Source organism: Streptomyces sp. NPDC028308 (assembly GCF_055565855.1).
Genome location: NZ_JBVHTO010000006.1, coordinates 374,663 through 387,439, shown reverse-complemented (window position 1 = coordinate 387,439; position 12,777 = coordinate 374,663). Strand labels below are relative to the sequence as shown.

The window sequence follows — 12,777 nt, the reverse complement described above, 5'->3', positions numbered from 1 at the left end:
CGCAAGAGGCGACGGGCGCCCGGCGCGGGGGACGCACTCCGCAGCCGCGCCCGGTCCGGGCGGGCGCCGGGCGTCCGGAGGGAGTACGTCCTGGGACCTGCGGACGACTCGAGAACCCGACTTCAGGGGGATCCGGCGGACGGAGCGCGTGTTCTAACCTCCCGGCATGTCGTGGACGCGTGGACTGCTCGCCGCGCTCGCGGTCTGCGCGCTGCTCGGCGGATCCGCGAGCTGCGGCACCGACGACGCGCACGGGCGTGAAGGTGAGGTCTCGGCCTCACCCGTGGGCAAGGTGCTGGACGACACCGACGAGAAGGGACGGCACTACCGTGAGATCGGCGAGGGCGGCGCGCCGCGGGTCGGCATCGAGGTGCAGCCGGCCCCCGACGAGGGCTGGGACGTCCGGCTGACCTTACGGAACTTCCGGTTCTCGCCCGGCGACGCGCGCCCGGTCGCGCTGCCCGGACGCGGCAGCGCGGTGCTCTTCCTGGACGGGCGCACCCTCACCCGGCTCCGCGCCTTCACCTACCACCTCTCCGGCGACCTGATCCCCCGGGGCACCCACCACCTCACGGCCCGCCTGTACGCGGACGACCGCACGGTGTGGGCGGTCGACGGCAGGCCCGTGCAGTGCACGGCGGACATCACCGCGTCGGGCGCGCGCTGAGGCCGGCCGGCGAGGCCGGGCCCGCCCGGCCGGAGGGTGCCGAAAGCGGACGGCCGGACCGGTTGCGAGCCCCCGGCGGTGAGTGGCAGGGGCACCGATCCGCGTACAGACGGGCAAGGTTCACCGGACCCCGGCGGAAAGGCATCATGAACACCGTGCCCCAAGCGACCCCGCTGCGCCGTGCGCCCGTCCAGCGGCGCAGTGCCGAACGACTGACCAGGATCCTCGACGCCTGCGCCGAGCTGCTCGACGAGGTCGGCTACGACGGCCTCAGCACCCGGGCGGTGGCCCAGCGCGCGGGCGTCCCGATCGGCTCCGTCTACCGCTTCTTCGGCAACAAGCGGGCCATGGCCGACGCGCTGGCCCAGCGCAACCTCGACCGCTATGTCGAGCGCGTGACGGCGCGTCTCAAGGAGGCGGGCGCGGCCCGTGCCCCAGGCGAGGGCGCGGGCGACTCCGGGGCCCCGGCCGGGGGCGGCTGGCGCGCGGCCATGGACGCCGTGCTCGACGAGTTCCTCGCCATGAAGCGCACCGCGCCGGGGTTCACGCTGGTCGACTTCGGCAACCAGATCCCGGTGGGCTCCGGGTGCGCGGAGCCCAACACCCGCGTCGCCGACCGCCTCACCGACCTGCTCTCGGCGTTCCTCGTACGCGAACCCGACGAGGACCTGCGCCGGGCGTTCCTGGTCGCCGTGGAGACCGCCGACACACTCGTCCACCTCGCCTTCCGCCTAGACCCGGCCGGCGACGAGCGGATCGTCGAGGAGATCCGGGCCCTCCTGCGCGCCTACCTGTCCCGCGTACTGGACTGACACCGGCCGCCCTGTGCGTCGGTGAACCTCCCGGCGGGGCGCCCCGGTCCGTTCCTCCGCGGTCGCGGTCGCGGTCGCGTGCGCCCGGGTCGGCCCCGTCGCCGTCCCGCGGATTTCCGACCTGACCCCCGACAGCCCCTCCCGGAGATGCATACCGGTCGGTATGCTCGGCGCAGCCCGTGCGTCACCGCTGCCGCCGCAACCCGGGAGGACCCCGTGTCCCGCACCACCGGAACCACCTCAGACTCGCGCACCGCCCTGCGGATCTGCCCGCTCTGCGAGGCGACCTGCGGGCTGACGCTCACCATCGAGGGCACCCGGGTGACCGGCGCGCGCGGTGACCGCGAGGACGTCTTCAGTCAGGGGTTCATCTGCCCGAAGGGCGCCTCGTTCGGCGCGGTCGACGCGGACCCCGACCGGCTGCGTACGCCGCTGGTGCGCCGGGACGGCGAGCTGCGGGAGGCCACCTGGGAGGAGGCCTTCGACGCCGTGGCCGCCGGACTGCGCCCCGTGGTCGAACGGCACGGCCCGCACGCCGTCGGCGTCGTCCTCGGCAACCCGAACGTGCACACCATGGCCGGGGCCCTCTACCCGCCCGTCCTGCTCTCCGCGCTGGGCACCCACAGCCTCTTCACCGCGTCCACCGTCGACCAGATGCCCAAGCACGTGTCGAGCGGCCTCCTGTACGGCGACGCCCTGGCCATCCCCGTACCGGACCTGGACCGCACCGACCATCTGCTGCTCATCGGCGCCAACCCCCTGGAGTCCAACGGGAGTCTGTGCACCGCCCCCGACTTCCCCGGCAAGCTCAAGGCGCTGCGGGCGCGCGGCGGCACCCTCACCGTCATCGACCCCCGGCGCACGCGCACCGCCCGGCTCGCCGACCGGCACGTGGCCATCCGGCCCGGAACCGACGCCCTGCTGCTCGCCGCCGTGGCCCACGTCCTCTTCGAGGAGAAGCTCGTCGACCTGGGCGACCTGGCCGACCGGGTCGAGGGAACCGACGAACTCGGCTCCGCCCTCCGGGACTTCACGCCCGAAGCGGCGAGCGAGGCCTGCGACGTACCGGCCGACACCATCAGGGCGCTCGCCCGGGAACTCGCCGCCGCGCCCACCGCCGCCGTCTACGGCCGCATCGGCAGCTGCACCGTCCCGCACGGCACCCTCGCGAGCTGGCTCGTCGACGTCCTGAACATCCTCACCGGCAACCTCGACCGGCCCGGCGGGGCCCTCTTCCCCCAGGCGGCCACCGACCGCGCGCCCCGGCCCGCCGGACCCGGCCGCGGGTTCGCCCTCGGACGCTGGCACAGCCGGGTGAGCCGTCACCCCGAGGCCAAGGGCGAGCTGCCGCTGTCCGCCCTGGCCGAGGAGATCGACACCGCCACGGACGAGGGCACCCCGGTCCGCGCCGTCATCGCCGTCGCCACCAACCCCGTACTCTCCGCCCCGGACGGCGACCGCCTCGACAAGGCCCTCGGCACGCTCGACTTCATGGTCAGCGTCGACCCGTACCTGAACGAGACCTCGCGCCACGCGCACGTCGTCCTGCCGCCGCCCCCGCCCTCGCAGAGCGCGCACCACGACTTCGCCTTCAACGCGTTCGCCGTGCACAACCAGGTGCGCTACACCCGCGCGGCCGTCCCGCTGGAGCCGGGCCGCATGGCCGAGACCGAGATCCTCGCCCGGCTCGTCCTCGCCGCGACCGGCATGCACGGCGCCGACCCGTCCGCCGTCGACACGATGGTCGTCGACGGCACCCTCGCCAAGGCCGTCGACGACCCGAACTCGCCCGTGCACGGCCGCGATCCGGGCGAACTCGCCGCCGTGCTGACGGGGCTGACCGGTCCCGAGCGGAGGCTGGACATGATGCTGCGCCTCGGCCCGTACGGCGACGGCTTCGGCGCCCGGCCCGACGGCCTGAACCTGGAGAAGCTGCTCGCCCACCCGCACGGCATCGACCTCGGCCCGCTGCGCCCGCGCCTGCCGCAGGTGCTGAAGACCCGCAGCGGCCGCGTCGAACTGCTGCCGGGCCCCATCGCCGGCGACCTGCCGAGGTTGCGGGACGCGCTGCGCGAGCGCCCGGACGGACTGGTGCTCGTCGGCCGCCGTCATCTGCGGTCCAACAACAGCTGGATGCACAACGTCCCCGCGCTCACCGGCGGTTCCAACCGCTGCTCGCTGCACGTCCACCCCGAGGACGCGGCACGTCTGGGGATCGCGGACGGAGCGCCCGTACGCGTCAAGGGCGCCGGGGGAGAGGTCACCGCCCCCGCGGAGATCACCGACGGGGTCCGGCGCGGTGTGGTCAGCCTGCCGCACGGCTGGGGACACGACCGGCCGGGCACCCGCCTCGGCCACGCCGCGCTGGACCCGGGCGTCAACGTCAACCAGCTGATCGACGGCAGCCTGCTCGACCCGCTGTCGGGGACCGCCGTCCTCAACGGCATCGCGGTCGAGCTGACGCCCGTGACCTGAGCAAAGCTGTGACCTGGAGTTTTGCGCTTATTGCTCGCGCGTCAACATCTTGTTAACGCTCGCGGAACCGACCTAACGTCGCTCGCACCGCCGCCTCTGGCGGGAGTTCAAGGGCGAACGTTAGGTGTCCATCCATGCTGACCATCCTCGGCTTCGCCATGATCGCGACCTTCCTGGTCCTGATCATGCTGAAGAAGATGTCGCCGATCGCGGCGCTCGTGCTGATCCCGGCACTCTTCTGTGTCTTCGTCGGAAAGGGCGCCAAGCTCGGTGACTACGTCATCGACGGCGTCACGAGCCTCGCCCCCACGGCGGCGATGCTGATGTTCGCGATCGTCTACTTCGGGGTGATGATCGACGTCGGGCTCTTCGACCCGATCGTGCGGGGTATCCTGCGCTTCTGCAAGGCCGATCCGCTGCGGATCGTGGTCGGGACGGCCGTGCTCGCCGCGATCGTCTCGCTCGACGGCGACGGCTCGACCACCTTCATGATCACGGTCTCGGCGATGTACCCGCTGTACAAGCGCCTGAAGATGAGCCTGGTCGTGATGACGGGTGTCGCCGCGATGGCCAACGGCGTGATGAACACCCTGCCCTGGGGCGGCCCGACCGCCCGCGCCGCCACCGCCCTGAAGGTCGACGCCGCCGACATCTTCGTGCCGATGATCCCGGCCCTCGCCGTCGGACTGCTCGGCGTCTTCGTCCTCGCCTACGTCCTCGGCCGCCGGGAGCGCACCCGGCTCGGTGTGCTCAGCCTGGACGAGGTGCTCGTCGAGGAGAAGGAGCCGAACTCGCAGACCGTGCTGGTCGGTTCCGGCGGCTCCGCCGACGCGACCCGCCCGGCCGGGACGAGCGGCGGCGCTGGGACCGGCACGGACGCCGACGGTCCCGCGCGTCCCGAGAACCCGAACTCCGTGACCGACGACGAGGACGACAAGGGACTCCAGGTCCTCGACCCGACCCGGACCACCCTGCGCCCCCGTCTCTACTGGTTCAACGCGCTGCTCACGGTCGTCCTGCTCACCGCCATGATCATGGAGTGGCTGCCGATACCGGTGCTGTTCCTGCTCGGCGCCGCGCTCGCCCTGACCGTCAACTTCCCCAGGATGCCGGAGCAGAAGGCCCGTCTCGGCGCCCACGCCGAGAACGTCCTGAACGTCGCCGGCATGGTCTTCGCCGCCGCCGTCTTCACCGGCGTCCTCCAGGGCACCGGCATGGTCGACCACATGGCCGAGTGGCTCGTCGGCAACATCCCCGACGGCATGGGTCCGCACATGGCCTTCGTCACCGGTCTCCTGAGCATCCCGCTCACGTACTTCATGTCCAACGACGGCTTCTACTTCGGCATCCTCCCCGTCCTCGCCGAGGCGGGCCAGGCCCACGGCGTCTCGTCCCTGGAGATCGCCCGCGCCTCGATCGTCGGCCAGCCGCTGCACATGTCGAGCCCGCTCGTGCCCGCCGTGTACGTCCTCGTGGGCATGGCCAAGGTCGAGTTCGGCGACCACACCCGCTTCGTGGTCAAGTGGGCGGCGCTCACCTCGCTGGTGGTGCTCGCGGCCGGAATCCTCTTCGGCATCATCTGATGCCCGGCGCCTCCGGTCAGGTGCGGCCCGGCAGGAGTTGGCTGCTGCGCCTCGTCATCGCCTTCGGGTTCGCGCAGGGGGCGGTGTCGATGGCGCGGCCCGCCGTCTCCTACCGGGCGCTCGCCCTGGGCGCCGACGAGCGCGCCGTCGGCGTCATCGCGGGCGTGTACGCGCTGCTCCCGCTCTTCGCCGCGGTGCCGCTCGGCCGCCGCACCGACCACGGCCGTTGCGCGCCCCTGCTGCCCCTCGGGGTGGTCCTGATCGCCGGCGGCTGCGCCCTGAGCGGTACGGCGAACTCGGCGACGGTGATGGCGGTTTGGAGCGGCGTGATGGGACTCGGTCATCTCTGCTTCGTCATCGGCGCCCAGTCGATCGTCGCCCGCCAGTCCGCGCCGCACGAACAGGACCGCAACTTCGGCCACTTCACCATCGGCGCGTCCCTGGGCCAGATGGTCGGGCCGATCGCCGCGGGCGCCCTGATCAGCGGCCACGACAGGGCGGGCAGCAGCGCGCTGGCCCTGCTGGTCGCCGGGGCGGTCGCGGCCGTCTCCTGCGCCTCGCTCTGGCGCATCGAGCACCGTACGACGCCCAGGTCCCGTACCGGACAAGGGGATCGCGTCCCGGTCCGGCGCATCCTGGGCGCCCGGGGGGTGCCCGCCGGCATCTTCATCAGCCTCGCAGTGCTGTCGGCGACGGACATCCTCACCGCGTACCTGCCGGTCGTCGGCGAGCACCGGGGCATCGCGCCGTCGGTGATCGGTCTGCTGCTGAGCCTGCGCGCAGCGGCGACCATCGCCTGCCGCCTGGTCATGACGCCGATGCTGCGCCTGCTCGGCAGGACCGCGCTGCTCACCGCGACCTGCCTGCTCGCCGGTGTGCTGTGCGCGGGCATCGCCCTGCCGGTGCCGGTGTGGACCCTCGCCGTGATGCTCGCGGTGCTCGGCTTCTGCCTCGGCGTCGGGCAGCCCCTGTCGATGACGACCGTCGTCCAGGCCGCCCCCGACGGAGCCCGCTCCACCGCCCTCGCCCTGCGGCTGACCGGCAACCGGCTCGGCCAGGTCGCCGCGCCCGCCGCCGCGGGCCTGGTCGCCGGCCTCGCGGGGGTCGCCGCGCCGTTCGTGATGCTCGGCGCGCTGCTGCTGCTGTCGTCGGGGATCGCGCTACGGGCGCCGGGCAGGCCCGCGCCGCCTCCGGACCCGGACGGCGCGCCACGGCGGGTCCGGGCGCGATTGGGCCGGGCGAGGGATATCTGACGCGCCGTCCGGCGCTGCTCACGTGTCCGGTGGTGCGGATGTGAAAGAGAGTCAGGTGAAAGAGCGATTTGTATGAAAATCGTCTCGTCTGACTCGGAGGAATCGCATGCCCACCACGACCGTTCCACGCCGTGCCGCCGTCGTCGCGGCGCTGACCCTTGCCGGCACCGCCCTGGCCGGGACGCAGATCGCCATCGCCGCCCCCGCCCCGGCCGTCCCCGGTGCCGCCGGTGACGTCAAGATCCACAAGGTGGGCACGCCCTTCAGCGACCCGCGCGACGAGCCGAAGGTGTGTGAGTTCTACCTCGACGCCACGAACTTCGACGTGGCCCCGAGCCTCACCTACACCATCCAGTCGCAGCCCCCGTCGGCGAGCGGCGCCACCCTGAACGGCACCGTCGCGCTCGCCTCGGGCGGCGGTCACAGCGACCCGCTGGCGCTGCCGGACGGTCAGTACAAGGTCACGGTGACGGGCGGCACCGGCGCACCCAAGGAGAAGGTGTTCCGCGTGGACTGCGACAAGGACGCGTCCGCGGCACCGTCCAAGGCCCCGCACGGCGGTGTCCACGCGGGCGGCGGCGGTCTCGCCGAGTCCAGCGCGATCTCGCCGTTCGCCGGTGCCGCGGCCGTCGGGTTGGTCGTCGCCGGTGGAGTCGTGTACTTCCGCCTGCTGCGCCGTCGCCCCGATGGTGCGGCGTAGGCGCCGCAGGCCCTGGTACCGGACGCGCGCGTACCGTCTCGCCAGGACGACGGTGCTCACCGTCGTCCTGGCGACGGTCGGCATCCAGTGCGCTCAGGACGACGAGCCCACGGAACCGGCCACCGTCGGCGCGGCGGGGCACGGAGGCGCCGAGGCGTCCTCCCGCCCCGCCCCGGCCGTCCCGGACGCGCGCGGCGCGGCCCGGCCTCGTCCCGAGCAGCCCCGGCAGACCCGGCGGCCCCCCGCACCCAAGCCCACCCCCACCCGGACGCCCGCACCCAAGCCCACCCCGAAACGCACCGTCGCCCCCCGGCCGGCGCCCGCACCGCGGCCGCTGCCCCGGTCCCGGCCGACCACGCTCGACATCAGGTACCTGCGGCTGCACGCGCCGGTCATGGACCTGCATCTCGACCGCCGGGGGCAGCTCGGCACCCCGCCGGTCGACAACCCGAAACTCGTCGGTTGGTACGCGGGCGGACCCTCGCCCGGCGAACCCGGCACCTCCGTCGTCGTCGGCCACCGCGACACCAGGACCGGCGCCGCCGTCTTCGCCGGACTCGCCGCGCTCCGGCCGGGCAAGGTCGTCGAGGTCCGCCGCGCCGACGGGCGGACGGCCGTCTACACGGTCGACGAGGTGCGGACGTACGAGAAGTCGCGCTTTCCCGACCGCAAGGTCTACGGGCCGAGCAGGCGTCCGGAGCTGCGCCTGATCACCTGCGGCGGCACGTACAGCGCGAAGACCGGCTACGCGAGCAACGTCGTGGTCTTCGCCCACCTCACCGCGACGCGCTGACCGCTCCCGGGAGACCTCGGAACCGGCCGCCCGCGCCCCGGCCGGGGACGGGCCGGCGGCCGGTGTGCCGACGGCGGGGCAGGGCGCTCAGGGGCCGGCGAACCGGAGCGTCCGGTTTCTCGTACGCCGGACGGTCCGTCAGATCCGGCGCACGTCTTCCCCTGGGCGTGTGCGGTCCGTTAACTTCCGTGACTCATACGTCCCGTACGACCCGCACGGGACGTTCCACCGCGGAGCACCAGCGCCCTGTGAGCCCCCGGGGGCACCAGTCATGACACGCGCCATCTCCCTGCACCAGGTCAGCAAGTCGTACACCCGCGGCGTCCGCGTGGTGGAACGGCTGTCGCTCGACATCCGGCCCGGCGAGTTCCTCGTCCTGCTCGGCCCGTCCGGCTGCGGCAAGTCGACGGTCCTGAGGATGATCGCCGGGCTCGAGGAGGTTACCGAGGGCGAGATCCGGCTGGACGGCGAGTACGCCAACGAACTGCCGCCCTCCGGACGGGACATGGCGATGGTCTTCCAGAACTTCGCCCTCTATCCGAGCATGACCAGCCGCGACAACATCGGCTTCCCGCTGCGCATCGAGAGCCCCGGCGCCGACCCCCGTCCGCGCGTCGACGCCACCGCCCGCATGCTCGGCATCGAGGACCTGCTCGACCGCTTCCCGAGCCAGCTCTCCGGCGGCGAACGCCAGCGGGTCGCCATGGGCCGCGCGATCGCCCGGCACCCCTCCGCCTTCCTGATGGACGAGCCGCTGTCCAACCTCGACGCCAAACTCCGCAACCACCTGCGCGCCGAGATCGCCAAGCTCACCCGGGACCTGGGCGTCACCACCGTCTACGTCACCCACGACCAGGCCGAGGCGATGTCGCTCGGCGACCGGGTCGCCGTCCTGCGCGGCGGTGTCCTCCAGCAGCTGAGCACACCGCGCGACGTCTACGCGCTGCCCGCCAACGTCTTCGTGGCCGCCTTCATCGGCACCCCCCGGATCAATCTGCTGCGCGGCTTCGTGCGGGCCCCGCTCGACGGCGCCATGTCGATCAGCCTCGGCCGGCAGTACCTGCGGCTGCCCGAACCCCTCTCCCTGGATCACCAGTTGCTGCGCGTGCAGCAGGGGCGCGAGGTCATCGTCGGGCTGCGCTCCGAGGCCGTACGGATCGCCAAGCCCGCGGCGGCACGCCCCGGCGAGGTGGCGATCACCGGGCTTGTCGAGCACGTCGAGTTCCAGGGCCACGAGGTCCTCGTCCACTTCAACACCGGCTCCCGGCCCGCCGTCGTACCCGAGCTGGAGGCGCCGCGTCCGCTGCGGCCGGTGCGGCGCCGCCGCCGGGACGGCACCGTCCTGAACCGGCTGCGGGAGCGGGCCGGTTCACTGCGCGCCGGGCCCGTCGTGGTCCTGGAACACCCCCGGGACGCGGATCCCGTGACCGCCGAGCCCGTGCCGCCGGACGGACGGCTGCCCGGCGACCTCGTCGTCCGCACCACCCCGGACATCGAGCTCCGGCACGGCATGCAGGTGCCGCTCCTGGTGGACCTCGCGCACCTGTTCGTCTTCGACCAGCACGGCGAGCGCATCTGCCCCGCCCCGGCGCGGCTGCCCGACCTGGAGGAGTGAGTCCGCCGGGGGATGCCCCGCCCGTACACGGGAGCCGTGTCCGGTCCCGGCACGTCCACACATGGGAACCCCATCGGGGTCCCGCGATCCCCGCGCCGAGCGGATCCGCCGGCGCCCGCCCCGTGCGAGGAGTGCGCGCGGGGCGCCGTCGTGTGCCGGGGTGGACGGGTACGGGTCGACTTCCGGGCTCTCGCGGCCGAGGATGCCTGTGGGGTCCGAGGTGTCCCGGAGCCTGATCCCTCTGGCGCCCGAAAACTATCATCGCTAGTTTAGGGTGCGGACGACGCGGCCCCTCCCGGGAGGAACACGATGAAGGCACATGACGACATGTACATCGACGGTGCCTGGCGCCCCGCCGCCGGATCGGACACGATCGAGGTCGTGAACCCCGCCGACGAACAGGTCGTCGGCCGGGTCCCGGCGGGCACCGTCGAGGACGTCGACGCCGCCGTACGGGCCGCGCGTGCCGCCTTCCCGGACTGGGCGGCGACGCCACCGGCCGAGCGGGCGGCCCGCCTCGCGGCCCTGCGCGACGTGCTCGTGGCCCGCAAGGACGAGATCGCCGAGACCGTGACGGCCGAGCTGGGCTCGCCCCTGGCGTTCTCGCAGGCGGTGCACGCCTCCGTGCCGATCCTCGTCGCCGGCTCGTACGCCGAGCTGGCCGCCACGTACGCCTTCGAGGAGAAGGTCGGGAACTCGACCGTCTACCAGGAGCCGGTCGGCGTCGTCGGCGCCATCACCCCCTGGAACTACCCGCTGCACCAGATCGTCGCCAAGGTCGCCCCGGCGCTCGCCGCGGGCTGCACCGTGGTGCTGAAGCCCGCCGAGGACACCCCGCTCACCGCCCAGCTCTTCGCCGAGGCCGTCCACGAGGCGGGCGTACCGGCCGGCGTCTTCAACCTCGTCACCGGACTGGGTCCCGTGGCGGGCCAGGCCCTCGCCGAGCACCCGGGGGTGGACCTCGTGTCCTTCACCGGCTCCACGGCCGTCGGCCGGCGCATCGGCGCCATCGCGGGCGCGGCGGTGAAGCGGGTCGCCCTGGAACTCGGCGGCAAGTCCGCCAACGTCATCCTGCCGAGCGCCGACCTCGCCAAGGCCGTCAACGTCGGCGTCGCCAACGTGATGTCCAACTCCGGCCAGACGTGCAGCGCCTGGACCCGCATGCTCGTGCACACCTCCCAGTACGAGGAGGCCGTCGAGCTGGCCGCGGCCGCCGCCGCGAAGTACGGCGACCGCATCGGCCCCGTCGTCAACGCCAAGCAGCAGGAGCGCGTGCGCGGTTACATCGAGAAGGGCGTCGCTGAGGGCGCGCGGCTCGTCGCGGGCGGCCCCGAATCCCCGCGTGAGCAGGGCTACTTCGTCCAGCCCACCGTCTTCGCCGACGTCACCCCCGACATGACCGTCGCGCAGGAGGAGATCTTCGGGCCGGTGCTCACCGTCCTGCGGTACGAGGACGAGGCGGACGCCCTGCGGATCGCCAACGGCACGGTGTACGGCCTCGCGGGCGCGGTCTGGGCCGGCGAGGAGTCGGAGGCCGTCGCCTTCGCCCGCCGCCTCGACACCGGCCAGGTCGACATCAACGGCGGACGCTTCAACCCCCTCGCGCCCTTCGGCGGTTACAAGCAGTCTGGAGTGGGCCGCGAACTGGGCGCGCACGGGCTGTCCGAGTACCTCCAGACCAAGTCCCTGCAGTTCTAGCCGAGATCCGGGAGCCTTCCTCATCATGGTCCGCGCCGCTGTACTGCCCGCCGTGGGTGCTCCGCTGGAGATCACCGAGATCGAGCTGCCCGACCCCGGACCCGGCCAGGTCCGCGTGCGGCTCGCCGCCGCCGGGGTGTGCCACTCCGACCTCTCCCTGTCCGACGGCACGATGCGGGTGCCGGTCCCGGCCGTCCTCGGCCACGAGGGCGCCGGCACCGTCGTCTCCGTCGGCGAGGGCGTCACCCACATCGCCCCCGGTGACGGCGTCGTCCTCAACTGGGCGCCCTCCTGCGGGACATGCCACGCCTGCTCGCTCGGCGAGGTCTGGCTGTGCGCCGACGCGCTGTCCGGCGCGGCGAACGTGTACGCGCACCGCGCGGACGGCACGGACCTGCACCCCGGGCTGAACGTCGCCGCGTTCGCGGAGGAGACCGTCGTGTCCGCCGCCTGCGTCCTGCCGCTGCCCGAGGGGGTGCCGCTCACCGACGCGGCCCTGCTCGGCTGCGCCGTGCTCACCGGCTACGGCGCCGTCCACCACTCCGCGAAGGTCCGGCAGGGCGAGACGGTGGCCGTCTTCGGCGTGGGCGGCGTCGGCCTGTCCACGCTGCAGGCCGCCCGCCTCGCGGGTGCCTCGAAGATCATCGCGGTGGACGTGTCCCCCGAGAAGGAGGCACTGGCCCGCCAGGCCGGGGCCACCGACTACGTCGTCGCCTCCGACACCACCGCCCGCGAGATCCGCGGCCTCACCGGCAAGCAGGGCGTCGACGTGGCCGTGGAGTGCGTGGGCCGCGCCGTCACCATCCGCACCGCCTGGGACTCCACCCGCCGCGGCGGGCGCACCACGGTCGTCGGCATCGGCGGCAAGGACCAGCAGGTCACCTTCAACGCCCTGGAGATCTTCCACTGGGGCAGGACGTTGTCCGGGTGCGTGTACGGCAACTCGGACCCGGCGAGGGACGTGCCGGTGCTGGCCGAGCACGTCCGCGCGGGGCGCCTCGACCTCGGGATGCTCGTCACCGAGCGGATCGCCCTCGACGGCATCCCGGCCGCCTTCGACAACATGATCGCCGGCAAGGGCGGCCGAGCGCTGGTGATCTTCTAGGGGAGACGGAACCCCGGCCGGAACCGGGCCCGCCCCGGTGACGGCCGCCCCGGTCCGGGCCAGGCCCGGTCTCCGT

Annotated in this window: 10 protein-coding genes; all 10 read left to right on the top strand. The window is 73.3% G+C overall.

Annotated elements, in window-relative coordinates; translation table 11 throughout:
• Window positions 1–166: 166 nt before the first annotated feature.
• The 10 genes from ACZ4VA_RS16245 to ACZ4VA_RS16200 all read left to right on the top strand — a co-directional run bounded on the left by ACZ4VA_RS16245 (window position 167) and on the right by ACZ4VA_RS16200 (window position 12,701).
• The gene (locus ACZ4VA_RS16245; protein WP_356174390.1) at window positions 167–667 is read left to right on the top strand and encodes a hypothetical protein; all 501 of its coding nucleotides are present in this window, start codon (window positions 167–169) and stop codon (window positions 665–667) included.
• Between the two features lie 146 nt (window positions 668–813).
• Window positions 814–1,479: a TetR/AcrR family transcriptional regulator gene (locus tag ACZ4VA_RS16240; protein ID WP_452923766.1), complete on the top strand. Its 666-nt coding sequence runs from the start codon at window positions 814–816 to the stop codon at window positions 1,477–1,479.
• Between the two features lie 147 nt (window positions 1,480–1,626).
• Window positions 1,627–3,954 (top strand): molybdopterin oxidoreductase family protein, encoded by a 2,328-nt coding sequence (locus ACZ4VA_RS16235; protein ID WP_388906387.1) that lies wholly within the window; start codon window positions 1,627–1,629, stop codon window positions 3,952–3,954.
• 134 nt (window positions 3,955–4,088) lie between these two features.
• Window positions 4,089–5,537: a CitMHS family transporter gene (locus ACZ4VA_RS16230; RefSeq protein WP_468081741.1), complete on the top strand. Its 1,449-nt coding sequence runs from the start codon at window positions 4,089–4,091 to the stop codon at window positions 5,535–5,537.
• Window positions 5,537–6,790: an MFS transporter gene (locus ACZ4VA_RS16225; protein WP_468081739.1), complete on the top strand. Its 1,254-nt coding sequence runs from the start codon at window positions 5,537–5,539 to the stop codon at window positions 6,788–6,790. The genes ACZ4VA_RS16230 and ACZ4VA_RS16225 overlap by 1 nt, the downstream gene beginning before the upstream one ends.
• 106 nt (window positions 6,791–6,896) lie before the next feature.
• Window positions 6,897–7,490 carry a hypothetical protein gene (locus ACZ4VA_RS16220; RefSeq protein WP_356174400.1) on the top strand — a complete coding sequence of 198 codons (594 nt, stop codon included), beginning with the start codon at window positions 6,897–6,899 and terminating at the stop codon, window positions 7,488–7,490.
• The gene (locus tag ACZ4VA_RS16215; protein ID WP_356174403.1) at window positions 7,477–8,283 is read left to right on the top strand and encodes a class F sortase; all 807 of its coding nucleotides are present in this window, start codon (window positions 7,477–7,479) and stop codon (window positions 8,281–8,283) included. Before ACZ4VA_RS16220 ends, ACZ4VA_RS16215 begins: the two co-directional genes overlap by 14 nt.
• 271 nt (window positions 8,284–8,554) lie before the next feature.
• Entirely contained in the window at window positions 8,555–9,898 is a 1,344-nt protein-coding gene (locus tag ACZ4VA_RS16210; protein WP_356174406.1) for an ABC transporter ATP-binding protein, read from the top strand.
• Between the two features lie 309 nt (window positions 9,899–10,207).
• Window positions 10,208–11,596: an aldehyde dehydrogenase family protein gene (locus tag ACZ4VA_RS16205; RefSeq protein ID WP_356243358.1), complete on the top strand. Its 1,389-nt coding sequence runs from the start codon at window positions 10,208–10,210 to the stop codon at window positions 11,594–11,596.
• A gap of 25 nt (window positions 11,597–11,621) precedes the next feature.
• Window positions 11,622–12,701 (top strand): Zn-dependent alcohol dehydrogenase, encoded by a 1,080-nt coding sequence (locus ACZ4VA_RS16200; protein ID WP_356174412.1) that lies wholly within the window; start codon window positions 11,622–11,624, stop codon window positions 12,699–12,701.
• Window positions 12,702–12,777: the final 76 nt, after the last annotated feature.